Origin of the sequence: Raoultibacter phocaeensis (assembly GCF_901411515.1) — a bacterium.
Lineage (GTDB): Bacteria > Actinomycetota > Coriobacteriia > Coriobacteriales > Eggerthellaceae > Raoultibacter > Raoultibacter phocaeensis.
In genome coordinates this window covers 692,664-718,599 of the sequence record NZ_CABDUX010000002.1, presented here as the reverse complement: position 1 = coordinate 718,599, position 25,936 = coordinate 692,664, and the positions used below count along the sequence as shown (strand labels likewise).

Annotated in this window: 20 protein-coding genes and 2 tRNA genes; 5 read left to right on the top strand and 17 right to left on the bottom strand. The window is 57.5% G+C overall.

Annotated elements, in window-relative coordinates; all coding sequences use genetic code 11:
* Positions 1-174 precede the first annotated feature (174 nt).
* Complete coding sequence (locus FJE54_RS10895) at positions 175-2,223, top strand: cation:proton antiporter (RefSeq protein ID WP_139652801.1); 2,049 nt, start codon at positions 175-177, stop codon at positions 2,221-2,223.
* Positions 2,224-2,231: 8 nt separating this feature from the next.
* On the opposite strand, the gene FJE54_RS10890 is transcribed toward FJE54_RS10895, so the two are convergent.
* The 14 genes from FJE54_RS10890 to FJE54_RS10825 all read right to left on the bottom strand — a co-directional run bounded on the left by FJE54_RS10890 (position 2,232) and on the right by FJE54_RS10825 (position 19,544).
* Entirely contained in the window at positions 2,232-2,948 is a 717-nt protein-coding gene (locus FJE54_RS10890; protein ID WP_139652800.1) for an ABC transporter permease, read from the bottom strand.
* The gene (locus tag FJE54_RS10885) at positions 2,945-3,811 is read right to left on the bottom strand and encodes an ABC transporter ATP-binding protein (protein WP_139652799.1); all 867 of its coding nucleotides are present in this window, start codon (positions 3,809-3,811) and stop codon (positions 2,945-2,947) included. Before FJE54_RS10885 ends, FJE54_RS10890 begins: the two co-directional genes overlap by 4 nt.
* On the bottom strand, positions 3,808-4,599 hold the full coding sequence (locus FJE54_RS10880; RefSeq protein WP_180326707.1) for a MerR family transcriptional regulator: 792 nt from the start codon (positions 4,597-4,599) through the stop codon (positions 3,808-3,810). Before FJE54_RS10880 ends, FJE54_RS10885 begins: the two co-directional genes overlap by 4 nt.
* A 212-nt stretch (positions 4,600-4,811) precedes the next feature.
* Entirely contained in the window at positions 4,812-6,539 is a 1,728-nt protein-coding gene (gene argS / locus FJE54_RS10875; RefSeq protein ID WP_139652797.1) for an arginine--tRNA ligase, read from the bottom strand.
* A 218-nt stretch (positions 6,540-6,757) separates the two neighbouring features.
* The gene (locus FJE54_RS10870) at positions 6,758-8,875 is read right to left on the bottom strand and encodes a cell wall-binding repeat-containing protein (RefSeq protein WP_139652796.1); all 2,118 of its coding nucleotides are present in this window, start codon (positions 8,873-8,875) and stop codon (positions 6,758-6,760) included.
* A 138-nt stretch (positions 8,876-9,013) separates the two neighbouring features.
* Complete coding sequence (locus tag FJE54_RS10865) at positions 9,014-9,958, bottom strand: LysR family transcriptional regulator (RefSeq protein WP_180326706.1); 945 nt, start codon at positions 9,956-9,958, stop codon at positions 9,014-9,016.
* A gap of 123 nt (positions 9,959-10,081) precedes the next feature.
* Positions 10,082-10,405: a 4Fe-4S dicluster domain-containing protein gene (locus FJE54_RS10860; protein ID WP_139652794.1), complete on the bottom strand. Its 324-nt coding sequence runs from the start codon at positions 10,403-10,405 to the stop codon at positions 10,082-10,084.
* Positions 10,406-10,410: 5 nt separating this feature from the next.
* Positions 10,411-12,723: a molybdopterin-containing oxidoreductase family protein gene (locus tag FJE54_RS10855; RefSeq protein WP_139652793.1), complete on the bottom strand. Its 2,313-nt coding sequence runs from the start codon at positions 12,721-12,723 to the stop codon at positions 10,411-10,413.
* Between the two features lie 231 nt (positions 12,724-12,954).
* Complete coding sequence (locus FJE54_RS10850; RefSeq protein ID WP_139652792.1) at positions 12,955-14,553, bottom strand: YfcC family protein; 1,599 nt, start codon at positions 14,551-14,553, stop codon at positions 12,955-12,957.
* 121 nt (positions 14,554-14,674) lie between these two features.
* Positions 14,675-15,628 (bottom strand): carbamate kinase, encoded by a 954-nt coding sequence (gene arcC, locus FJE54_RS10845; RefSeq protein WP_139652791.1) that lies wholly within the window; start codon positions 15,626-15,628, stop codon positions 14,675-14,677.
* Positions 15,629-15,646: 18 nt separating this feature from the next.
* The gene (argF, locus tag FJE54_RS10840; protein ID WP_139652790.1) at positions 15,647-16,642 is read right to left on the bottom strand and encodes an ornithine carbamoyltransferase; all 996 of its coding nucleotides are present in this window, start codon (positions 16,640-16,642) and stop codon (positions 15,647-15,649) included.
* A gap of 125 nt (positions 16,643-16,767) precedes the next feature.
* On the bottom strand, positions 16,768-17,985 hold the full coding sequence (gene arcA, locus FJE54_RS10835) for an arginine deiminase (RefSeq protein WP_139652789.1): 1,218 nt from the start codon (positions 17,983-17,985) through the stop codon (positions 16,768-16,770).
* Between the two features lie 595 nt (positions 17,986-18,580).
* A tRNA-Arg gene (locus FJE54_RS10830) sits at positions 18,581-18,657 on the bottom strand.
* A 263-nt stretch (positions 18,658-18,920) separates the two neighbouring features.
* A complete protein-coding gene (locus tag FJE54_RS10825; protein ID WP_139653786.1) occupies positions 18,921-19,544 on the bottom strand; it encodes a helix-turn-helix domain-containing protein in 624 nt (207 codons plus the stop codon).
* A 278-nt stretch (positions 19,545-19,822) separates the two neighbouring features.
* Between FJE54_RS10825 and FJE54_RS10820 the strand changes: the two genes are divergently transcribed.
* Entirely contained in the window at positions 19,823-20,065 is a 243-nt protein-coding gene (locus FJE54_RS10820; RefSeq protein WP_139652788.1) for a glutathione S-transferase N-terminal domain-containing protein, read from the top strand.
* 146 nt (positions 20,066-20,211) lie between these two features.
* On the opposite strand, the gene FJE54_RS10815 is transcribed toward FJE54_RS10820, so the two are convergent.
* Positions 20,212-20,285 (bottom strand) — tRNA-Gly (locus FJE54_RS10815).
* A gap of 329 nt (positions 20,286-20,614) precedes the next feature.
* Here FJE54_RS10815 and FJE54_RS10810 point away from each other — a divergent pair.
* A complete protein-coding gene (locus FJE54_RS10810) occupies positions 20,615-22,387 on the top strand; it encodes an oleate hydratase (RefSeq protein WP_139652787.1) in 1,773 nt (590 codons plus the stop codon).
* Positions 22,388-22,438: 51 nt separating this feature from the next.
* On the opposite strand, the gene FJE54_RS16160 is transcribed toward FJE54_RS10810, so the two are convergent.
* Together FJE54_RS16160 and FJE54_RS16155 are read right to left on the bottom strand one after the other, a co-directional pair.
* A complete protein-coding gene (locus tag FJE54_RS16160) occupies positions 22,439-22,666 on the bottom strand; it encodes a methyltransferase family protein (protein ID WP_218971921.1) in 228 nt (75 codons plus the stop codon).
* A gap of 23 nt (positions 22,667-22,689) precedes the next feature.
* Positions 22,690-23,127: a DUF2510 domain-containing protein gene (locus tag FJE54_RS16155; protein WP_139652786.1), complete on the bottom strand. Its 438-nt coding sequence runs from the start codon at positions 23,125-23,127 to the stop codon at positions 22,690-22,692.
* Positions 23,128-23,486: 359 nt separating this feature from the next.
* Between FJE54_RS16155 and FJE54_RS10795 the strand changes: the two genes are divergently transcribed.
* Positions 23,487-25,022, top strand: a complete 1,536-nt coding sequence (locus tag FJE54_RS10795; protein WP_139652785.1) for a DEAD/DEAH box helicase — start codon at positions 23,487-23,489, stop codon at positions 25,020-25,022.
* Positions 25,023-25,264: 242 nt separating this feature from the next.
* Positions 25,265-25,843: a TetR/AcrR family transcriptional regulator gene (locus tag FJE54_RS10790; protein WP_180326705.1), complete on the top strand. Its 579-nt coding sequence runs from the start codon at positions 25,265-25,267 to the stop codon at positions 25,841-25,843.
* Positions 25,844-25,936: the final 93 nt, after the last annotated feature.

Genomic DNA, 25,936 nt, shown 5'->3' with positions numbered 1-25,936 from the left:
ATCGGGTACCCGTGTGAAAGTTTACCGTTCGGAACATATCCCTGCCCTCGGTACGGTAGAATAGCGCTGTACAGGTTGATGATTCCTCTTCAGATGAGTGCGAAAACGCCCGGAGCGCCGCGCCGCCGCGTGAGCGCCTCATGTGCACACAGACGACGAAAGGACGTATGGCGCGTGGAAGCTTTGCAGATAGGGTTACTGGTACTTGCAGCAGTTCTCCTATCTTCCGTCATCGACCAGATCGTTCCTAAAGTATCCTCCCCGCTCATCCAGATCGGCCTCGGCGTGCTTATTGCGCTGTTCGCAACACTTATTACCGGAGTCGACGTCAATATAAACATCGACCCTAACCTCTTTATCGTGCTGTTCATCGTACCGCTCATATTCAGCGAATCGAAGAACATCGATAAGGCATCGCTCTGGAAAAACCGCAGGCCTGTCATTTCGCTTGCCGTCGGCCTCGTCGTCATAGCAGCCCTCGCGGTGGGCTTTCTAACGAAGCTGCTCGTTCCCTCCATGTGGCTCGCCGCCGCATTCGCACTCGGTGCAGCGCTCGGCCCTACCGATGCAGTGGCCGTCGCTTCCCTTTCGAAGGACATCAACATAAAGAAGCAACAAAAAAACGTGCTCGAAGCGGAATCGCTCATCAACGACGCCTCGGGCATCGTCTCGTTCCAGTTCGCGTTGGCTGCAGCAGTCACGGGCACGTTTTCTCTTCTCGACGCCTCGGTGAGTTTTCTCGTTAGTTTCTTCGGAGGCATTCTCATCGGCATCGTGCTCGGCTATCTCGCCAACTTCGCCATCCGCCAAGTACGCTCGCTCGGCCTTGAAAACACGACGTTTCACGTGCTCTTCGAGGTATTCATCCCGTTCATCGTCTACCTCGTCGCCAACGAGCTCGGCACAAGCGGCATTCTCGCCGTCGTAGCCGCGGGCCTCATCGGCATTATATCGCCCCGAACGATGGATCCGCAGGTATCGCGCCTCAACATCGTTTCGAATAGCGTATGGAAGGTGCTTTCATTCGCTTTGAACGGCGTGGTCTTCGTGCTGCTTGGAGCGCAGCTACCCCAACAGATGAGCGGGGGTTGGGTCAATAAGGAAATCACCAACTGGGACCTTTTCGTGTGGATCCTCGTCATCACGGCAGCCCTCTACGTCCTGCGGTTCGCATGGCTTGTGCTTATGAATCTTTTCGAAAGCAAGCGAAAACCCGCAAAGCAGACGCTCGGCGTGCTGAGCCTCAGAGAGCTTCTCGTTATGACGCTTTCCGGCGCCCGCGGAGCCATTACGCTGTCGCTCGTGATGACGATTCCCGCACAGGTAGGGGATCTCGGCAATGCTTTCAGCCAGCGCAGCACCATCATTTTCATAGCCTCGGGTGTCATCATCCTCACACTGCTCGTCGCAACCTTCGTCGTTCCGCTCATAGCTCCGAAGGCAGACAAGGCGAAAGGCACGGCGATTCTCGACGAAGACGAGGTTGAAACCGTCATCGACATCTACCGTGCGGTCATCGAGGAGCTCACGGCTAACCAGACGCCCGAGAACAGGCGGGCCACGCAAAAGGTCATCCGCTCCTACAACGAACGCATCAACCGCCTGAAAGATACGAGCGATATCGAGATAGAGCCTAACAAGGAGTTGCGCATCAAAGCGCTTCGGTGGGAGCAGGACTACACGCTCGAGCTCATCGACAAGAGCGAGATCGATCCCATGATCGGCTACAAGCACCTGAATCACCTCGCCTACGTGCAGAATCTCATCAAGCACGAGCACCGTTACAGCTGGGTAAGGCGCAACGCCTTCCGACGGTTCGGGCTGTTCTCGCGCGCCATTTGGCAACGGTTCACCCACGCGCTGCCCGGAAAAACCTCGTCGCAGAACGCCGAAGAGCTGAGAAGCCTCCAGATCGCCACCGGCAACTACGCCATTTCGAAGCTGCGAGAAGAGATGGCAAGCCCCGACGCCCCCACCGAGGATGTCAGTGAGCTCATCTTGGAATACCAGCGTACGCTCGCTGCGCTGAGGGCCGCCCGCCCGAGCGTCACCGCCATCACCAAACGAGTATCCGATACGATAGCGGTAGAGCAAGCAGGTTTAAGAATCGAGCTCGAGCAGGTGCAAGCAATGTACAATGCAGATCGATTGAGCCGCGTCGCCGCAAAGCGCATGCGCGAGAACGTCTACCTCATGCAGATCGATCTCGAAGAACGCATCTAGCAGCCCGCTCATTCTCGGCTTGCGATCACCTTCAAGCGCACTGCGGCAAGAGTTACACAGACCGCGCACAATCCGAGTAACAAACCAACGTTTCTCGGCACCTCGACGCCCGAAAACGCCTCGTAGGCCCATCTTGAAGGCAGAAACTCCCCAACCGTCCTGAATGCCTCGGGCAGAAACTGATCGGGCAGCATGATTCCCGAAAGCATGATGCACACCAAAAACAGCATCATGGCGGCCATCGAGAGCTTGGTCTGACTCTTTGCAAGCAGCCCGAGCAGCGCGCCTACCGCTATCAGAGAAAGGGTGAAACTTACCGCCACCCCGATGAAACGGGGCAAATCCGCTACCGGTTGCGCTCCGAAAACGATCGGAGCCAGCACGGCTATGACAGCCGTCGTCACCGCAAGGTGGAGAACCGCCGAAACGAAACTGTTCGCCCACGCGGTCCACACCGGCACACCACCCACCTTGTACGCGTTTTTCATGCCGGTTCCGTAAAACGAAACTACGGAGGTCGGCACACCGCACAGCGCACCCGCGCACACGGCGAACACGCTCATTGCGTACACAAGCGTCTCCTTCATCCCCGCATCGATCGATGAGAATATGCCTCCCATGAACAGAAAGAACGCAAGGGGCATAAGATAGTACATGACCAGGACATCCTTGCGCCTGATATCGATTTTCCACTGGAGCAAAGCCCCGTACCAGAACGCTTTCATGATTTCCCACCTTCCTTCGACACTTCGAGAAACCGCTGCTCTAAACTCACCTGCTCGGTATTCACCTCGAGTACCTCGATTCCCTGACGGCCTCCCACGGCCATGATCTCTTCGAGCGCGCGAGCGACGTTGGGCGTGCGCACCACGCATCGCTCGCCATCGGCCTCTACGAGCGTGCAGGTCGAAAACTTCGTTGCAGGAAGCGCTCGGGTAAGCTTGAACGTGATGAGCACCTGCGTGCCCACATGCTTTTTGAACTCGTGCGGCGTGCCTGCAAATGCAATGCGTCCGCCGCGCAGCACCGCTAGACGGTCGCAGAGGCTTTCTACCTCGGCCATATCGTGGCTCGAAAGCAGCACGGCCTTGCCGGCCTCCTTGAGCATGCGGATTTCATCGTGCAGCCGCATCCTCGATTCCACATCGAGACCCGCAGTCGGTTCATCGAGGATGACGATATCGGGATCGCCGACGAGCGCAAGCGCAAGATGGAGCTTGCGTTTTTGCCCTACCGACAGCGACACGTACCGCTTCTTTCGCAGAGCCTCGAGTCCGAAGAGCGAGAGGATCGGCTCTGCCGGCGCATGGTTCCATACACAGAACAACCTGACAGCCTCGTCAACCGTGCATTCGCTGACGATACTCGACGATTGCAGCTGAACACCGAGCCTCCCGTCAACCTCGATGGTCCCGCCGTCGACGCGGCGAAGTCCTTCGATGCACTCCATCGTCGTCGTCTTCCCCGCACCGTTCATGCCGAGCAGCGCAAGCACCTCCCCGTAGCGCAGCTCGAACGAAACCCCCTTGAGCACCTGGTTCTGGCCGTAGGCCTTTACAAGCCCCGTCACCGAAAGAGCGCACCTCATAAGATGCCTCCTTCCAAATCGATCGAGAGGGAACGGGTATAGCAGTCAAGCGCTCTGCCCATGAAATCATCGATGGTCTGCTGGCGCTCCCGCATGGCTTCGGGCCACGATCCCTTCTCCTTGTTGAATGCGTTGAGCTGAGATAGCAAGCTCGCATCGCCACCTGTGAACTCCTGGATCATGTCCCATGCCTCTTTTGCCGCCGCCTGCCCCTCAGGCCCCGTCGGATCCACGTTGGCCTGCGCAAGGTCGAACATGCGGTTCGAAACGCGCTCGAACCGGCAAGCGAGGCGCAGCTTGAACTGCTCGTCGGTTTCGCTCTGACGCTCGATATGGGTGCGCAACCCGTCGTCGAACCGATCGAGTTCGATCCAGTTGCGCGTTTCAACGAGGCGAATGGTCGAGAGCGCATCGGCGACGGAGGCGAAATCGACCCCGTCCGATCCCTCGATATCGTCCATGACGAGCCTCAGCGTGCGGATCGACTCCTGCAGTCGATCGACCTTCGCTTCCATGATCGATATCTGCTGGGCCACAATAGCGCGCACATCGGGTTCGCCTTCGCTTTTCGCAAGCTGGCTTTTGATGTCGTCGAGCGAAAGGCCCAGGTATTTGAGGGAGAGGATCTGCTGGAGCCTGATCGCATCCTGGGCACCGTACAAACGCCGTCCTCCCTCGGAGTGCGCCGAGGGGACCAGAAGGCCCTGCCGATCGTAATACTGCAGGGTCCTCACCGAAACGCCCATGCGTTTCGCCATCTCCCCCACGGTGTAGAGAGAATCTATCATGTCATGCCTCGCTTTCGCATTCGGCTTTGCATCGAGTGCCAGCGTACTATGTGACGCAACGTAACAAGCAAGTGCAAACCGAGATTTTTCGGCAACATTTGCCAAGACGCGCGGATTTCTGTGCACGCGCACGCATGAAAAAGGGGACCCGAAGGTCCCCATGATTCGATTACCGTATGCAGTGCGGCCCGGTGCAACCGGTACGCAAGCAGCTACATCTGCTCGGGCGCTGAAACGCCGAGCAGATCGAGCGCTTTCGCAAGCACGATGCGCGTACCGTTCACCAGCGACAGACGTGCCTTCTCGAGTTCTTTGTCCTCGCCGAGCACATGGCAGTTCGTATAGAACTGGTGGAACAGAGCTGCCAGGTCCTGAGCGTAATGAGTCAGGCGAAACGCCGCGCGGTCGCGTGCGGCATCGGCCACAAGCTCGCCGAACTCGGACATCTTGCGCATGAGCGCGATCTCCGATTCGTGAGTGAGAAGCGACAGGTCGGCTTCGCTGGAGAAGAGTTTCTCGATCAGCTCCTCCATGCTCTTCGTGCCGGCGACAACCGCCTCGGCATCCCCCGCGGGAGCCGCCTTGCGCAGGATGGAGCAGATGCGCGCATGGGCGTACTGCACGTAGTACACCGGGTTCGAAGCGTCTTTCTTCTTGGCGACCTCGATATCGAAGTCGATCGGCTGGTCCTGTGAGCGCGACAGCATGAGGTAGCGCGTCGCATCCACACCCACCTCGTCGATGAGCTCGGCGAACGTGATCATCTCGCCGGTGCGCTTCGACATACGCACCGCTTCGCCGTCGCGGTAGAGGTTCACGAGCTGGCCGAGCATGATTTCGAGCGCGCCCGGACGGCCCCAGGCCTCGAGCATGGCCTCGCAGCGCTTGACGTAGCCGTGGTGATCGGCTCCCCAGATGTTGATGAGGTGGTCGAATCCGCGGGACAGCTTATCGTAGTGATAGGCGACATCGCTCATGAAGTAGGTGAACTCGCCGTTCTCCTTGATCATGACGCGGTCTTTCTCGTCGCCGAACGCCGTCGACCTGAACCAGGTTGCGCCGTCCTCCTCGTACACGTAGCCCTTCTCGTCCATGGCCTTGATGGAGCGGGAAACCGGGCTCGTGCCGTCGGGGCCTTCGACGTACAGGCTGCGCTCCGAGAACCAGCAGTCGAAGTGGTTGCCGAAGCCTTCGAGCGTATCTTTCATAAGCTGGAGCATTTGGGCGTAGGCGAACTCGCGGAATTCTTCAGTGCGCGCAGCTTCATCGGCATCGACCCATTTGTCGCCATCGCGGTCAATGATGCTTTGGGCGATATCCTTGATATACCCCCCGCCGTAGCCGTTCTCGATCATCGGAATATCCTGACCGAGCATCTGAAGGTAGCGGCATGCCACCGACTTGCCGAACAGATCCATCTGCACGCCGGCATCGTTGATGTAGAACTCTTCGTAGACATCGTAGCCCGCATGGCGCATGACGCGTGCTGTGGCATCGCCGAGCGCAGCCCAGCGGCCGTGGCCCACGTGCATGGGGCCGGTCGGGTTAGCGGAAACGTATTCGAGGTTCACATAGCGCTTACCCTGCTCGATTTCACCCTTGCCGTACGATTCCTTGAGTTTGAGCACGTCGGCGAGCACGCTTTGGAACGCCGCCGATTTGAGGCGGATGTTGATGAAGCCGGGGCCCGCGATCTCGACCGATTCGATCAGATCGTTCTCGGGGATATGGTCTGCGATGATCTGAGCGATGTCGCGGGGATTCTTCTTGGCGAGCTTTGCGGTGCGCAGGGCAACCGTCGAAGCCCAGTCGCCGTTGGATTCGTCGCGCGGACGCTCGAGGGCCGCGTGCGGCGCTTCTTCCAGCTCGAGAGCCCCGCCTTCGATTGCGTTTTTCAGGGCATCGTTCACCACGAGTTCAAGTTGTTCGCGAATTTGCATGATGCTTCTTTCCATCGTTAGCTGATACCGTACAATTAGAGTAGATTTTACCATCTTTCCCCTCGGGCACGTATCATATTCATCCCCTCATACAAAGTCCGTATGCACCAAGGCCAATCGATCCGATTCGAAATCCCCGTACAGCACGAACCATCCGAACGCAAAGGTGCCGGAGCCTTTGAGGCCCCGGCACCCGGTACAGCGGATATCGACTGAGGCTACTTCTTATATTCGGGAACCAGGAAAACGAGTCCCGACGTCGATTGATCCATGCCATGCGCTTTGTAGAGCGCGCTCATGGTTATGGCGATGTTTTGAGCCCATGCCATATCGGTCGCGTATTCGTAATGGGAACCCGGATGGTTGATAGCATTGAAGAGATCCCATTTCATGTTGTAGAGCGTGTTCTGTGCGAACGACGTATCGTGGATATATCCCTTGCTCAAGAATTCCGCTGCGCCCATAAGAGCCTTCTGGGGCGTGTTCCAACCCTTCGACTTCGCGTAGGCCGCCCCGTTTCCGGGATTCGAATCGTAAGCCGCGATGCCGAAGAAGTTATAGTAACCAGAGTATCCGGAAATCTTTCCTTGCGCCAAGTTCGAGCAGCCCCACGCGCTCTCGATGCCCGCATGGCTCAGCAAATACACCTCGTTGATGTTGTACGCCTGTGCGGCATCGATGATGGCCTGCCCCATGCCGCGGAGCTTACTCGTATAACCCGTTTTGCCCTCCCAATATGCAGAAGCCATCTTCGCTATGTAGGAGTCGAGCTGAGCTGCCGTGAACAAGCCCGTATAGCCTTGTCCGACATCGGCGTACTGGTAGAATCTAGCATCGCCCGACGTGATTCCCGAAGGATCGAGGTAGCTTCGCAGCTCGTTTTTCCTCGAAGACCCGTAAAACTTGGCTTCGTAGTCAACCATCGCATCGAGCGTGATGTCGTATTGCACCGTAGCCGTCATCGAAATGCCAAGCCCTTTCGCGACATACGTGCGCACGCTCACCGGTATCGACGGATAGCCTCCGTAGAACCTCAACGAAGTGTTCACGTTCGCCTTGTTGGCGATCAACTTGTCGGCTGCATCGGTGTGGTACAGATCAACCAGAAGCACGACCGAGCTGGCACGGCCCTGCGCCGCTCCGCCGCCAAGCGCGTCGTACGCGAGCTTGCCGGTGGTGAAGGCGGCGTTATCCCACGAAAGGTACCCTTTGCCGACCATCCATTCGGCTATGAGCGCGCTGGTCTTGTACCGATCGGCTCCACCACGCCTCACGACATTCGAAGCTCCGCCGGAGCAAGCACCTTTCAAAAACGTTTCGGTGTCGTTGGAGATCGAGTAAGAGTCACCCGTAACGAGGATGTTTTTGAACAGCCCCTTTGAAGCCCCGGTGGTCAACGCAGTGCGCTGGGTGCTGTTAAGAACACCCGAGCTGTTCGCAAGAAACACCGGTGCTCCTTGGGCGAAAGCGCCCGAAGAAGCCGAAAGCGCATCGGCGAAGTGGGAATCTCCCCCGTTCGCAACAACCGCAAGCTCGCTCTTCCAAGTTTTATTGTCGCTGTTGCTCAGACCGTAATTGTAAATCGCCATCTGCGTTTCATATCGATCGGCACCGCTTAAACGCACCGGGTTCTCGTTGATGACGTTCTTGATGGCCGTTGCGGTATCGGCGGAAATGCTGTATGCGTCGCCCAAAACGAAGACGTGCTTGACACCCATATCTTTCAGGGCCTGCGCAACTCCGCTATCGAGCCGGTATTGCGGCGTCAGCATAATCGGGCAGTCGTATAAACCCGCAAGTCCGGAAGCGGCCAACGCATCGGGCCAAGAGTTGCTGCCGGCGATGATGGCATAGTCGGACCGGGGGAAAGCGGCCTTCGCTTGAAGCACCGACGTCTCCACACGGTCGGCGCCGCTGAAGAACTTCACGTCTACGCCTGCTGCTCGGGCATCCGCACCGAGCGAGTACGTCGATATCCCGGCCTCGCCATTCGCCAGATCGTCGAGCCCGATAAGTGATTTTTCCATGTCTTCGGCCGAGGGAAGCACGACAACGGTCCCCTCTTCCTTCTGAGGGGCTGCTTCCTGCGAACTCGCTTCGGACACGGACTCGGTATCGGCATCTCCCGCACCCTCCCCCGGTGCCTCGGCGGTAGGGGCGTCGAGTCCCTCGGCTTCGCCGTCCTGGCCCTTAGGCTCCTGCACGACCGTATCCTCGGCCTGTTCTTCTTCGCCATACGCGGCGGGCGCGTTCGCAAACGGCACGAGTGCAAGCGCAAGCGTTACAGCGAGCAGCGCACTCAGTGTCGACCTCGATTTTGGTTGGGTTTTCGTCATGAAATCTCAGACCCCCTGTTCGTTTCTACTGCGTTTAGGATCTTGCTTCGGCTTATATAAGCCATGCATATAGCATTTGCCATGCTACCACAGGAAGGTGAGGCACCCGCCCAACCGCACGAACATCACAGCATTTTCCTACAAAGGCGGCAGGGCCTCGGCACCTTCCCGGGACAGGAAATCCTCTTTCGTGAAGCCCTTAGTTTCCTTGAGGAGGAAATCGACGAACGACAGGATCGCATCGGTTTCCTTCGATTTCTTCCATATGGGACCGCAGCACAGATCCATCCCCTCGCTCTCGATCGGGATGAACACCACGTTGCCGCTGCCGTACACGCGATGGTGGTCGAGCGTTACCGCAACGTGGCCGGTTGCCACGATGGTCGCCATGAGGGCGCCCGAATCGACGATCTGATCGTCGGTGCGGACATCGATGCCCGCATTGCGCAGCATCACGCCCACCTGGGTTATCGTGTTGCGCGTGCGGTTGAAGCGCGGCGAAAGGACCGTCTCGCCTTCAAGATCGGCGAGCGTAATGCTCTCTCGGGCGGCCAAGCGGTGCGTCTTGGGAACCGCAAGCTTATAGCGGTCGGCATAGAGGCACCGATATGCGTACTTGCCCCCTTGAATGTCTTTCGTGAACAGCGTAAACCCCATGTCGATGCGGTTCTCGTTGAGCCGTGCTTGGATATCGCCGATCTCCATGGTCAAGAAATGGAAGCCCACATCGGGGTTCTGTTCGCTGTAACGTTTACACACAAGCGGCAAAAACGATCCGTACGAACCGAGCAGAAAGCCTATCCTGATGACGGAGGAAACGCCGTCGCGGTACTGAGAGATACGCCCGATCGCGTGCTCGTATTCGGCGATGATCCTCTGCGCATCTTCGAGGAAAAGCGATCCCGCCTGGGTAAGCCTCACCGAATGGCGGTCGCGCACGAACAGGCGGATGCCGAGCTCCTTTTCGAGTCCCGAGATATGGTTGCTCAGAACCGATTGGGAAATGAAGAAGCTCTTCGCCGTCTCGGTGAAGTTGAGGTTCGACGTGAGCAGCAAGAACTCATAGAGCGTTTCGATCCGCATGGCTTCCTCTGCAATCGTAAAGGGATGTCGTCTATTGTACCGCATGAAAACGGGCGGGGATAGTTCATCCCCGCCCGAAAAGCGAACATCGTCGTTTCCCGAAACGCCCGTAGGCACCCGTTCTCAGGTGAACAGCGCAATCTTCTTCTTGCCGAGCTTGTCTGCCATCTCCTCAAGCGTGCCGACGTAGATGCAACCTGCCTGGCAATGCTGCACGCAGCTTGGAAGCTTGCCCTGCGATTGACGGTGTGCACAGCGGTCACAGCGGTCGGTCGGCACGGGCACAAACTCGTACTGCCACTTCCTATCGGTGATCTGATCGGGTCCGATCTGGTTCAACTCGATGCCGTACTGATCGGGCTCGAAGCCGTGTTCCTGCTGACAGGCGATTTCGCAGCTATGGCATCCCGAGCAGTATTCGTAATCGACTACAAGCACTTGTTTCATGGCACTCACTCCTCGATCTTGGCTATGCTGCACAGCTGCGACTTATAGGACGCCCCAAGCCCCACCTTGCCGGGCCGCATGGGAACGAGCCGGTTGATGTTGGACTCCATCACGCCGAAGAGCGTTCCGTCCTCGGGGCCGCGCTCGGGGAACCACCAGGCATGGTCGGCCGATACCGTGTCTTTGCGGATGCGTTTGGTCAGGTGCGCCTTCTGCTTGCACGATCCGAAATTGTTCTCGATGTGCACCCAGTCGCCCTCTGCGATACCGTACTTCGCCGCCGTCTCGGGATGGATGCGGATCTCGGGGTTCGGATGCAAGCGCCGCATCGAGGGGCTCTGGCGGTGCTCCGAATGGAAGAAACCCCACGGACGTGCGCCGGTCGTGAGCACGAGCGGGTATTTTTCCGCAAGATCGGGACGCGATACCGGGCTCTCAGGCGGCTCTTCGTAGGTTGCAAGCGGAGAAAGGCCGAAGTGCAGCATTTCGGGGCAATAGAAGTTGTAGCGGCCCGTCGAGGTGGCGAAACCCACCGATCCGTCGCGGCGCAGCATCCCCTTCTCGTTCTTCTTGTACTCGAACTCGGGATAGGCCCACGTGCGTTCGCGCATCTCCTCGTAGTTGTAGCCGGTCTTGCGCAGCAGGTAATCATAGAAGCCCTGCTCATCATCCCATTGCTTGTACTCGTCGGTCGTGAAGCGACTGCCCGTCTCATAGATGATGCGCTGGTCGGATTTGCATTCTCCAAGCGGCTCGACCGCTTGGGCGATCGCTCCGAGCGCATAGGGCTGATGACCCGTGATGCCGATGCGCTCCGCAAAGCATGCCGCAGGAAGCACGACATCGGCGCAGGCGAGGATGGTCGGCGTGAGGAACAGGTCGACGCACACGTTGAATTCCATTTTCTGGAGCGCCGGCAGAATACGCTGCGGCTCGGCCCCCATGCAGGCGAGCGCGTTGTTCTGCATCATGAACATGGCCTTGATGGGATACGGCTCGCCCGTTTCCATGGCCTTGAGCAGCATGTCGGGGCTGATGGCCGCCATGGCCTTGAGGGCCGGGTAATCGAAGTTCATCGTACGGCCCTGGTCCTTGACCGGCTCGGAGCACCCGCGCCACACCCTGTCGTTCGGCATCCAAGTGACGCTCATATCCCATACGGGATTCGCGGCAACCATCGTGCCCGGCTTCTCGAAGTTGCCGGTGAGCGCCATGAGGTCGAAACACGCCATGCCGGTGATGAAGCCCTCGGAGGTGTGGTCCATGGCTACGCCCCACTGCAAGCAGCACGATTTCGCGTTGCCGATCTTGCGGGCAGCCTCGATTATGAGCTCTTCGTCGACGCCGCAGATTTCAGCCGCCCAGGCGGGCGTGTTGTCCTTCACATGCTCGGCGAATTCGTCGTATCCGTAGCACCAGTACTCGACAAACTCCTTATCCTCGAGCCCATCGGCTATGATCTGGTTGCACAGCGCAAGCGCGAGCGCCGCATCGGTGCCAGGGCGCACTTGCAAGAACACATCGGCCTTGCCGGCGACCCACGTGAGCATCGGATCCATGACGATGAGCTTGCTGCCCCGCTTCATGCTCTCGACGATCCAGTGGCCGAGTGTGCCGTCCGAGTTGGCAACAACGGGGTTGTTTCCCCATATGAGTACGTACTCGGGTGCCTCCCAGCGCGGATCGTCGTAGCGATCGGGGAAGAACTGCGAATAGTCGCAGATAAAGAGGCCGCCCGCCTTGAGCGCTGTCGAGAAGATGCGCGGCGCATAGCATGCCTGGCCCGAAAGGAAGCCGGTGCCGTAGTTCGGCGTGCCGAGGTACTGCGCCATGAGCGGCCCGTAGCCGTTGATGTCGCGACCGGTGCCCTGAGTAACCCAGATGGCCTCATTGCCGTACTCTTCGATGACCGCTTTCATTTCGCGCTCTATGATGTCGTACGCCTCGTCCCACGTGATGCGCTCAAACGTGTTCTTACCGCGATCTTCCTTAGCGCGCTTCATCGGGTACTTCAGGCGATCCTCATGGTAGAGCATCTCTTTGAAGGCAAGGCACCGCGGGCAGAGCCTGCCTTGGTTGTACGGGTTCTCGGGGTCGCCCTCAATCTTTTCGGGCACCCCATCCTTAACGTACATGAGGACGCCGCAGTTATCGTGGCACCCCGGGCCCGAACGCGCGTTGGAGCGGATGACCGTGTAGCCGTCTTCCTCCCACGTCCACGTACGTCCCGCCGGATCGTCTTGAGTTACCCGCTTCGGCACGGCAGCTTCCCCCTGCGCCGATGCATCGAGCTGTTGGTTTACTCGTCCCTCATCCATAACAACTCCTCACGTGATAGTCACAGACCAACGTTGCCCCGATTATACGCGGCTCACTCACGCGTGCGTTTTTCGAATATCAGATGGGTGATCGACTCAGCCGATCACAGGACGCGGCGCGGATGCGTAGCGCTCGGAACCATCGCGCGCAGAAACCGCATATGAAAAAAAGATCCCCCGCTTGCGCAGGGGATCCGTCTCAGTTCACACAAGCAATGTGCCCGCGTAGTATCACAAGATCAGCATCGCCGCCGTGAGGATGACCATGCAGACGACACCGAGGACGATAAACAGCTTCGCGCCGAACTTCAGCCAAGTAGAATACTCGACCTTCGCAAGCGCCAAGCCGCCCATGATGGCACCGCTCGTCGGGGTGAACAGGTTCACAAGACCGTTGCCCGCGCTGAAGATCATGATCATGACGTCGGTTGAGAATCCGAGGTTGTTCGCCAACGGGCCCATGATGGGCATGGATACGGTCGCCATACCCGAGGACGACGGGATGAGGAACGACAGGACCACGTACAGCAAGAACGACAGCGGCGCGAATATGATCGCCGACATGCCCGCCAGCGCGTTCGCAGCGTTCTCGAGGATCCACATGTCGAGGCCGGTCTCGCCCATAAGCACGGTGATCGAACGAGCGAGCGCGATGATAAGCACGACGCTCATCATGTCGGCTGCACCGTTGATGAATGCCTTGACGAAACGGCTTTCGGACAGACCGCCGATGAAACCGATGACGATGGCCATGATGAGGAACCACGTGGAAGCCTCGTCGAAGTACCATCCGCCGAGCGGAACGCCCGTGAGGAACGAAGACCAACCGTCGGAAATCTGCACATCTTCGGTAACGGTACCTTCGACGTTGTCGCCGAGCTCAAGCGCTCCGCCGACCCGCGCGTCATCCCATGCTGCAGAGATATCTGCGCCGCTGATGGTTTCGGTTACCTCTTCGGAAGCCGCACCCGCATTGAAGACTTCTACGCCGAAATCTTCCCACGGGATGAAGCCGATGATCATGATGACGAACGTGAGCGCGAACACGATGAGAGCGCCCTTTTGGCGGCCCGTCATAAGCTTTTCGCTGGGGTTCGCTTCGGCGTTCAGGGTTTCCTGCTGAGCCTCGCCGAACTCTTCTTTCATGGTCTCCTGCTCTTGCAAAGACATGATGGTCGAGCCTTTGTTGGCCTTGACCTTCTTCGCGTAGCGCATGACGAACACGATCGAGATGGCCAGCGTGACGAGCCAGAGAACGACGCCGAGAAGGATGATCGTGCCCTGGTTGATCGCGATGCCCGTACCCGAAAGCGAGTCGACTGCGGCACCGACGGCGAACGGGTTGACCGTCGAGCCGAGCACGCCGCAACCGGCACCGAGCAGAACGGTTGCCGCACCGACCACGCTGTCAAAGCCCGCGGCGACCATTGTCGCAGCCAGCAGCAGGTAGAACGGAACGGTTTCCTCGCACATGCCGTAGGTGGTACCGCCGATGGAGAAGATGAACATGAGAATGGGAATCAAAATGAGCTCGTTGCCCTTGAGCTTCTTAACCAATGCGGCAATGCCTGCATCGAGAGCTCCGGTTTCGGTGATGATTCCCAGGAATCCACCGAGGATAAGAACGAACAGGCATACCGGTAGCGCGTCGGTGAAACCTTTCACCGGTGCCGTCGCCACATTGGCGATCGTCGCGCCCTCCACGCCCTCGACGCCTGCAAACGACATCACCACGGTGATGATCGCAAGCACGATGAGCATGATAAGCAAAATAGTAAACGAGCTTATCGATCGCTTCTTCTTGCTTTTGTCTTTAACTTTCTCGGCCATTGCCCCTCCTTTTTAGTAGGGATCGAAGTTTACGGTGAACGAGAAATTGCAGGCGGACCGAGCCGTGGTCTCGTGTACGTCCAGGCTCCGTCCGCCTGTTAAAGCACCCCTTGCTACTGTATTACTTGGTTATAACCGTGCCAGTCTCGCCCTTGAGTCCGGCTGCGGCGCACTCGAGCGACGTGATGAGCGCGCGACCCTCGGGATGGGCCTCGACGAACTCGATGCAGGCTTCGACCTTCGGGAGCATCGAACCGGGCGCGAACTGGCCCTCCTCGATGTACTTTCGGGCCTCGGCCACCGTCATGGAGTCGATCGACTCCTGCTCGGGCGTGTTGAAGTTGATCGCGACCTTCTCGACAGCCGTGAGGATCACGAGCATGTCGGCCCTGAAGTCCGCGGCGAGCTTCGCCGACGAACGGTCTTTGTCGATAACCGCGGGAACGCCCTCGTACGAGTCGTTCTTCTCGATTACTGGCACGCCGCCGCCGCCTGTGGACACGACGATGTAGCCCGCGTCCATGAGGTCTTTCACGGCGTCGAACTCCACGATGCGCTGGGGCTTCGGGGAAGCCACGACCTGACGCCATCCGCGGCCCGCGTCCTCTTTGAACGTCCAGCCGGTCTCGGCGGCCTTTGCCTTCGCCTCTTCCTCGCTGAGGAATGCGCCGACGGGCTTGGTGGGGTTCTGGAACGCCGGATCGTCGGGATAGACGACGGTCTGGGTGACCACGCACGCAGTCGAGCGCATGATGCCGCGTCGCTTCATCTCGTTGAGGATCGCCTGCGAGAGCTGGTAGCCGATATAGCCCTGGCTCATGGCGCCAGCCTCCGGGAAGGGCATCTCGGGGGTCTTGCCGTCATGGGCGCTCGCGTAGGCGAACGCGTTGTTGATCATGCCGACCTGAGGGCCGTTGCCGTGGGATACCACAACGTTGATGCCCTCGGCGACCATGTCCACGATGTGCTCAGCGGTGTTCTTCACGAGCTCGAGCTGCTCCTGGGGGGAGTCTCCGAGCGCGTTACCGCCGAGCGCGATGACCACGCTCTTGCCCTCGCCTTTCTGATAAGCCATAACAGGTCTCCTTCCGCTTTAGGAAAGGGTCGCGTACATGATGGCCTTGATGGAGTGCATGCGGTTCTCGGCCTCGTCGAATACTTTTGACTGGTGAGACTCGAACACGGCATCCTCGACCTCCATCTCGGTCACGCCGAACTTCTCGGCGATCTCGGCTCCGACGGTGGTCTTGGTGTCGTGGAACGAAGGCAGGCAGTGCATGAAGATGGCATCGTCGGCAGCCATGGCCATGACCTCGGTCGTCACGCGGTACGGCTCGAGGAGCTTGATGCGCTCGGCCCAAAGCTCGGCCGGCTCGCCCATGGATACCCAGATGTCGGTGTAGATGACATGCGCGCCCGTGCAGGCTTCCTTGACGTCTTCGGTCAGCGTGATGGTGGCGCCGGTTTCAGCGGCGACTTCCTTGCACTGCTCGACGAGTTCGTTCTTCGGCATACGCTCTTTCGGACCGCATGCGACGAAGTGCAGGCCGAGCTTGGCGCACACGACCATAAGCGAATTCGCCACGTTGTTCTCGGCGTCGCCCATGAACACGAACTTCAGGCCTTTGATGCCCGTGGGAAAATTCTCCTCGACGGTCATCATGTCGGCGATCATCTGCGTGGGATGGAAATCGGTGGTAAGGCCGTTCCATACCGGTACGCCTGCGTTGGCTGCAAGGTCTTCGACGATCGACTGGTCGAAGCCGCGGTACTCGATGCCGTCGTACATGCGGCCGAGCACGCGAGCGGTATCCTCGATGGATTCCTTCTTGCCCATTTGCGAGCTGCCGGGATCGAGGTAGGTGACGCCCATGCCGAGGTCCATGCCGCCGACCTCGAACGAGCAACGGGTGCGAGTTGAAGTCTTCTCGAAGAGAAGAACGATGTTCTTACCTTCGAGATAACGATGGGGGGTGCCCGTCAATTTCAGGTTCTTGAACTCTTTGGACAACTTGATGAGGTAGCGGATTTCATCGGGCGTGAAATCCAGCAGCTTCAAGAAGTTACGTCCGCTCAAACTAGTAGGCATTGCTCATTCCTTTCGATAGTGCATGTACAGTGATGACAAAACGTTCGGGCGGTGCCAAGTTATAAACCGCCCTACCTCGACCGGCCCTCGCCGCTTGGGCGAAGGGCCGATTGGGTTTTAGGGGATTAGTCTTCGCGCCAGATGGGCATGCTCATGCAGCGCGGGCCGCCACGGCCTCGCGAGAGCTCTGCGGAGGGCATCTCCAAAACAGTGAGTCCTTTTTCGCGCAGTACGGCGTTCGTCACGTCGTTGCGCTCGTAGACCACGATGGTACCCGGAGCAATGCACAGCGTGTTGCTGCCATCGTTCCACTGCTCGCGCTCGGCTGCGATGCGGTCGCCACCGCCGCACAGGATGAGCTCGACAGGGTTGCCGACGTACTTCTCGAGGATGTTCTCGAGCGTATCGTGAATCTCTTTCACGCGGATGCCGCCTTGGCCGTCGGAGGTGATCTCGAAGACGGTCAACGGCCCAAGGATGCCGGGATGAATGGTGAACTTATCGTAATCGATCTGGGTGAATACGGTGTCGAGGTGCATCATGGCGCGGTTGTTCGGGATCTTGAATGCCAGGATGGTCTCGATCGGGGAATCCGATTCGAAGATGTTCTTCGCGATGGCGTCGATCGCATCGGGCTCGGTGCGCTGGGAAATGCCGATGGCGAGAACCTTATCGTTGATGTTGAGGATGTCGCCGCCTTCGATGTGGAAGGTGTTGTAGCGGCTGTAGTACTCGGGAGTTCCTTCGAAATCCGGGTGGTACTTGAAGATGTACTCGCCGTAGATGGTCTCGCGATTGCGCGTGGCCGAATACATACGGTTGATGGAGACGCCGTTGCCGATCATAGCGAACGGGTCGCGCGTGAAGTACAAGTTCGGCATGGGGGCGACAACCATCTTCGAGGACTCGCTCACGAGGTCGACAAGCGAATTCGACTTGTCGGTGTGCAACTCGGTGAGGTTGATGCCCTCCATGGTTTTCAGGACGAGATCCTTGTTGTCCTTGTAATTGTCGTTGAGGTAATCGTAGATGATCTTCTGGTAGCGATCGGTGCGGATGCCAGCTTCCTCAATGAACTGCTTCAGGAACTGTTCGCGCAATTCGGGCTTCTGGTCGAGCACTTCCGCCATAAGGTCTTCGAGATAGACGACTTCGACGCCGTTGTCGCGAAGAATCTCGGCGAACGCATCGTGCTCTTCTTGGGCGACCTTCAAAAACGGAATGTCGTCGAACAGAAGCTCTTCGAGCGTGTTTGGTGTCAGGTTGAGCAACTCTTTACCCGGTCGGTGAAGCAAGACTTTTTTCAAAGGCTTGATTTCACTTTTGACGTTTACACCAGCCATGGCAACCCTCCTTTTCTTTTTATGCACTTTATAGATTCAGACTCTCGGTTTTGCTTCATATTTTGAGCACAACCGCATGACAGGGCCAAAATCTCATGGGCGAAAAGAAAAAGCAACAGGTAGTACCGAACTGAAATAAAGGATTGGCGAACGGTAGTTTTAAAGCGGTGAACGGTTATTGACAAAACGATTTCTTTTCAGTTTTCTTCCAGAAATTGCTCCATCGCAGTAAAGCGAAAAAGTGACAAACGGTCTCCGCATCGACTCGAAAAGCTCGATGAGCCCCACACGCTGCTTCACTTTATGAATAGGGCTGCATAAAGAAGCGTGAAAATGCAAAATCGTTATATTCCACGAAAATCGGCGGCGGCACCCGATGGCATAAAGCTGCATGACCGCCTCCTCTCCCACGCCGCAAAAAGGGATACTTTCGTGTGTTCAGGCGCGTCTCAGAACCTCGCCATGCTTCGTTTTGACATTTGACTTCATACAGAGTTTCGCCTCGTCAGAAAGACGATAATCGCAATCAGTTCGAACCGCTCTACGTCCGAATGTAAAAAGCGGACCGACCTCGCGCCGATCCGCTTCGTTTACGTGGTGCGCCCGGCAGGATTCGAACCTGCGACCTTCGGATTAGAAGTCCACTGCTCTATCCAGCTGAGCTACGAGCGCTTCTGCGCCGTTCGGCGCGTTGGTATTATACCGCACTTCGCGCTCACCGAGCGCCATTCGCAAAGAGAAACTACTGAGCGGTTTTCTTCTCGCTGAATCACGCGCTATACGTTTTCTAAGTAAAAAACTCTTCAGTATACCCTATTTCATTCCATTTAACCAGTCATTGATAAGATATCGTAAGACGAGCTACGGAAGCCGAATACGTGAAAAACGGTAATTATTTAAGCGGCTTTCTGACAAAAGTGCATAAGCTTTCGGTTTTATTCTCCGGAGCGCATAGGGGCGATCGAACGCATTTCTTTGCCGCTCAGAACATGCAACCCGTGATGCGTGCAGCATACGTACCACGTGCTCCACGGCATCCGCGGAAAGCGCGTTTGAGCCGCTTGTTCGGGGTACATGCGGACGAGCACGAGACGTTCGTCGGTGGCGCAGGCTACAAACGACACGAAATGGTCCTTTTTCATCGGGTGGTCGACCGTTACGAGGTACTCGTCCTCCACCTCTTCGATCGAGATCGCGTGCTCTTTTTCGGATCGCTTTACCTCAAGCTGCTCGAGCGGGCGACCGCAGCACGAAACTTCCGCAGCCGATGTGCTGGTGACTACGTTGCCGCATGTTGGACATCGATAGAATCTGATGCGCTTCATGTTTCCTCCGTCTTTGTCGTTTGGGCTGAGATCGCCCGTAAGGAGGCTTTGCACGTCTACGCCGAGCACATCAGACAAGCTTTGAAGCAGCGATACGTCGGGCGATCCGCATCCTCGCTCCCACTTGGAAACCGCACGATCGCTGACGTGCAGCTTGTCGGACAAGTCCTTTTGGGTCATGCCTTGCTCCGTACGCAACCGGCGGATCAGAGACCCTGTTTTCTCGCTGTTCATCATGCACACCTCCGTGTGGCATCGTATCGGCAGCCGCACTGCCGTGCAACAAACGCTTCGTTGAGTTCGTATGGTTGTCCCCGTACCTCGGCGCGAACAACCAAACAGCATCGCCCCATCGGGTGCAAGGGCCCTCGTGGAGGCTTCGCGTAAGGAAAGCAACCGCTTAGCAACAACGAAGCCCACCGAGCGCTTGATCGATCACTTCTTTAGTAAGATAAAACGCGCTATCGCATTTTTCGCGGTCGTCATTCGGGGATCGTACGAAGGGAGCACCCGTGGCATACTTGAAAGACCATACACTCTATTATAAGAAGACCTGCCCGTTTTGCCAGAAAGTACTTCGTTTCATGGACGAGAAGGGCATTACGCTCGATATGCGCGACACCACCCAACCCGGTATCCAGAACGATTTGGTGTGCATCGGAGGCAAGAAACAGGTTCCCTGCCTCGTCACCGGGGGCAAGGCGATGTACGAGTCGGATGACATCATCACTTACTTGGCAACCCAGGCCGGCTGAGCCGATCCCACTTGCGAACAACCCCTAAACCGTAAAGACCCGCATACAGCGGGTCTTTTTCTATACGAGCGGTTTTTTCCAGAGGCACTTCCGGTTCAATGGAACCAGAAAGGCCAGAGCTTTGTAGCCCTGGCCTGCATTCTTAATGGAGCGGGTGACGGGAATCGAACCCGCGTTATCAGCTTGGAAGGCTGGAGTTCTACCATTGAACCACACCCGCGCATCGGCGCAAACTTCACTCTCGCGAAGCAACCTTATGCATGATACACGAAACAGTCCCTATTGAAAAGTCCCGTTTACCGCAAGATTTCCAACAAGATCTCCTGTGAGATTCTCAGGATATGCGTCCGTTCGCGTAGACCCGTGTGCCGATGACGTACGGGGACTACGCTCGACGCCCAGACGCCCATGAACGGTTTCGCTGAAACCGTCAAATCCGGTTTCAGCGCAGCAACCGTCGGGCTGCATTTCGGTACGCTTCCTCCCTACCCTCGCTTGAAGAAGTAGGCTTGGTGCATACACCAAGCACATACTCGAAGGGAGCTTGCCATGAGACATACGAACGGCAACTACGAAGCATTCGCTCGACCCCGCAAACCTCAAGGGGTGGATGAGAAGTCGGCCTACATCGTCGGAAGCGGACTCGCAGGGCTCGCTGCGGCGGTATTTCTTGTCCGCGACGGGCAGATGAAACCCGACAACGTGCATCTTTTCGAAGAGCTGCCCACCCCGGGCGGCTCCCTCGATGGCAAGGAGGTCTCTCCCGAAAGCTTCGTCACACGCGGCGGGCGCGAGATGGAAAATCACTTCGAGTGCCTGTGGGATCTCTTCAGATCGATACCCTCCTTGGAAGTTGAAGACGCTTCTGTCCTAGACGAGTTCTATTGGCTCGATCACGACGATCCTAATTCCTCGAACTGCCGCATCATCCACAACAGAGGCGAGCGCGCCGCAGACGACGGCGATTTCACTCTGTCGAAGAAAGCCCAGAAGGAATTGGTCGAGCTCTTCATGACATCGGAAGACAAGCTCGAAGGCAAACGCATCGAAGACGTGTTCACCGACGAGTTCTTCGAATCGAATTTTTGGCTGTATTGGTGCTCGATGTTCGCATTCGAGCGCTGGCACTCGGCCATCGAGATGCGGCGTTACGTGATGCGGTTCATCCACCACATCAAGGGGCTCCCCGATTTCACCGCACTGAAGTTCACGCGGTACAACCAGTACGAATCGCTCGTGAAACCGCTCGTGGCCTTCCTTACCGACAAAGGCGCACATATCGAGTACGATACGCAGGTGGAAAACGTCATCGTCGATACCGAGGGCGGATCCAAGGTCGCGAAGAAGATCGTCCTTACCCAGGCCGGTTCGGCCAAGGAAATCGACTTGACCGAAAACGACCTCGTATTCGTCACAAACGGATCGATCACCGAAAGCTCGACGCAAGGTGACCACCACACCCCCGCCCCCATCACCCACGAGCTGGGCGGAAGCTGGAAACTCTGGAAGAACCTCGCCGAGCAATCACCCGAATTCGGAAACCCTGATGCTTTCTGCGAGAACCTGCCTGCGAAAAGCTGGTTTGTCTCGGCAACCGTCACCGTCGAGAACAGCGATCTCGACCCGTACATCGAGCGGCTCACGAATCGCAAACCCCGCACGGGAAAGATCGTTACCGGGGGCATCATCACAGCAAAGGACTCGAACTGGATGCTCAGCTTCACCATCCATCGCCAGCCGCATTTCAAAGGCCAAACCCCCGAACAGACCATCATCTGGGTCTACGGACTGCTCTCCGATACACCGGGCAACTACGTAAAGAAACCCATCGAGCAGTGCACGGGAGAAGAGATCGTACAGGAGCTTTTATATCACCTCGGGGTACCCGAAATAGAAATCGAGGACATCGCTGAGAATTCGACGACGGCCATACCTGTGTACATGCCGTTCATCACCTCGTACTTCATGCTCAGGGCGAAAGGCGACCGTCCGCTCGTCGTGCCGAACGGATCGAAGAACCTCGCGTTCATCGGCAACTTCGCCGAAACCGAGCGCGATACGGTATTCACGACGGAGTATTCGGTGCGCACCGCCATGGAAGCCGTCTACCAGCTGCTCGATCTCGAGCGCGGCGTACCGGAAACCTTCGCCTCGGCCTTTGATGTGCGGGCGCTCGCGAACGCGGTCTACTACCTGTCCGATCGCAAAAAGCTCACGGAAATGGACATGCCGTTCGTAGAGCAGAAAATCGTCGAGGGATTCGTACGCAAGACCGAAGGCACCTACATAGGCGATGTGCTCGAAGAGAACAACCTGGCATAAAGCATAGCGGACGGAAGCTTCGGCAACGGGCTTCCGTTCGCCGTTTCCCGATCATAAGTACCGTCTGACTTTTTTGCTGTATCGTTGGTATTCCTCGCCGAATCGCTCGAGACACCAGCGCTCTTCGGATAGGATGATCCAGTGGGCAGACACCTGAAAGGCGATCACGGTACCGAGCAGCACCATCGATTGCGTGAGCAGCGCGCACCCGACGAAGTACACGAAATACGCCACGTACATCGGATTGCGGGATAGGCGGTACAGCCCTGCTCGGCACAAGCCGTTTCCGACGGCCGCTTCGCCTACTGATCCTTCTTCGAAACCAGCAAAAGTATGCCGCTTACGATATTCACGAATATCAGCGTGCAGACGCCGAACGCCGTGGTATTGGCTTTCGTACCCTTGTAGAGCCCCCAGCAATGCACCGTCATCGGTATCATCCATGCAAGCGGAATGAGAGCCCATCCGACCGAAATGGTCGAAAGCACGCACAAGATGAACGCAACAAGCCTCAACGTCTGGTCGTTATCGCCCGTCGCCGATTGGACCGGCTGACCGTAATATCCCTGAGCGGCGCCGTACTGCCCCGCCGGCTGACTGTACGGAGCGCTTTGGGTACCGGTTTGTTGACTCGCCTGCGTGCTCGTGCAGTCATCGGTCCACCGCATCCCATCCCAATACCTGAGCTTCGATGCGTCCCCCGACGGATCCGGATACCAACCTGCTTGCTGCCCTGCCATAGCGCCTCCATACCTGCCGTTATCGCTTATAGTCTCCGTACCATTATATCGATTGCGCCGAATCGGGCAATCGTCGCTGAAAATGGGACCCTACGGTGTAAACGTGTTTTTATCGGGTACTCTCTGCGCGGCGTGCGAGCGAGCGTCCCTTCCAGGTATACTGCATACACGCTGAAGCCATCCACATGATCCATTTTTCCATGATTCATGTAGTGTTGATTCTTCCCTTGCAAATAAGGCTCATCTCTTTGTTTGACGGGTGGATGGTGTTTTGCTGCGGGCCCGAAACGGCACTGCGAAAGCGCAGAGCGCTTTGTTGCCCGAAGGTCCGCATACAATCGAACGTCGAATGAGGAGTTATGTCGAATACCCAGAGTTGCCCCGCGGCATTCAACGAAATGCCGCTCACGCCGCACGTCATCAGAGCGATTGACGAGATCGGCTACACCAAACCCACGAACATCCAGGCACGCGCCATCCCCTTTTTGCTCGAGGGGCACGATCTGATCGGGCGCAGCTGCACCGGTTCGGGAAAGACGGGGGCCTTCGCCATCCCCGCGATCGAGAGCGTCGATGGCACCTCGCATCATGCGCAGGTGCTCGTGCTTTCCCCCACCCGCGAGCTCGCCATGCAGATCTACTGCGAGATGAGGAAGTTCTCGAAGTACAAAGAAGGCGTCTCGCTCGCGGTCGTATACGGCGGAGCACCCATGGGCGACCAGATCAAACAACTGCGCCACGCCAACATCGTCATCGGCACCCCGGGGCGTCTCATGGACCATATGCGACGCAAGACCCTCAAGCTCGACCGCATACAAACCGTCGTGCTCGATGAGGCCGACGAGATGCTCAACATGGGATTCATCGACGACATCGAAACCATCTTGACCGCAACGCCCGAAGACCGTCAGACCGTGCTGTTCTCGGCCACCATGTCGGCATCGCTCTTGAAGATCTCGAACACGTTTCTCACCGATCCGGTAACCGTCGAAACGCTTTCCGGAAAAGAAAACCAAGCCGACATCGAGCAAACGTACTACCGTGTAGCGCAAGCCAAGAAAAAGGACGTGCTCAGCCTGCTCATGCACGCGAACGGCCAGCGCTCCGTCGTATTCTGTAACACCAAGTCGATGGTTGACGAGCTCGCCGAAACGCTTCGCAAGCAGGGTTTCAAGGCCTCCGGTCTGCACGGCGACATGACGCAAGCCGCGCGAAGCCAAGTCATGCAAGGCTTCCGTAAAGGATCGGTGCACGCGCTCATCGCCACCGACGTAGCCGCGCGCGGCATCGACGTCGACGATGTCGACGTCGTCATCAACTACGACCTGCCGCAGAGTTTCGAGTACTACGTGCATCGCATCGGCCGTACGGGCCGCGCAGGGAAACGGGGTGTTTCGCAGACGCTTATCTGCAACGGTAAGCAGCATGCGACGCTGCGCGCCCTCATGAAGTACACGGGCAGCACCATCGATGAACGCACGCTTCCCACAAGCGGGGAAATCATGGACAAAACAGTAAAACGAACCGCTTGCACCGTTGAGGAGCGCGCGAAGACCCCTGCGGGCAACGCAGCGCAGAAACTCGTTGCGAGCCTTCTCGAAAGCGACTCGTTCGAAGGCTCGGAAAAACAGGTAGCCGTTGCGCTCGCCGAAATGCTCATGGGTGGAGACGAGCAATTCGACCGGCTGAAGGATATCGAAGCCTACGTTCAGAAACCGAAACACAAGGCTCCTGCCAAGAAAGCTCACGGAAGCGCGCCGAGAAAGCGCGGAGGCGCTAGCTTCGAGCCGGGCAACCGCAAAGCTCAGGGCAAGCGCAAACCTCAAAGCCGCAGCGAGCGCCGCGAAACGGCGAAAAAGAAGAAGCAGCGTAGCAGGGCATACGAAGTCGCCTAAAGCCGGGCTTCCTCGCGGGATCACCATCGAGGCGAAGCCTGCCTGGCATCTCCCTAGCACCGAAGGCCGAAACCCTCGGCACCGACACCGATACCGACCCGAGACGACCTTCTCTTCGGCATAGGTATGTGAAAAAACGGCATGGGCTGCACGCCACATGCCGTTTTTTCAATATGACGCCAGAACGCACCTTTCCGAATGCAGCATTGTGATAGCATATGCTGAGCGAAGAAAGGGAAGATATGACCAATCTACAACCTCTCGATGCACGCGTTTCCCGAACCCGGCACGCTCTGTTCGGCGCCATAGACGCTCTTTTGGAAGAACGGGATTTCGACTCCATCACCGTAAAGCAGATATGTCAGCGAGCCTCGGTGAGCAAAGCGGCGTTCTACCAACACTTCGATGACAAGTACGACCTCGTCGTGGCGTGGTTGTCCGCAGAGCTCAAACCCTCTGCCCACTTGTTCACCGATCAGAACCTGACCGTATTTTTCAACAACCTACTTGATGCCATGAACCAGCACAAGACCCAACTCGAACACATCATGAGACAGCCTGGAGGCAACGAGGAGCTGCAAGGCAAGGTGGTCGACATCTGGCTTAAGGGATTTCGATCCTATTACTCCGACAACCTGCCGATCAGCAGGCAAGCCGAAATCAACCGAGAGATGTCGGTCATCTACAACTGCTACGGAGCCATCAGCCTCGCGTGGTGGTTCGTCAAAACCCAACCGGCCATTTCGCAAGATGAACTAGTCGGCCACCTCGTCAGCAAGATGCAGCACGACAGGTCGCTGTTCGAACAAGGGGTTCACTGAGAAAGGCGTGTGCCGCCAAAGGCCGACCGCCAAGCAGGCGATCGGCCAAACAGGAAGCATTTTGCTCCGTCGACTCAATGCGAATTTATTGGA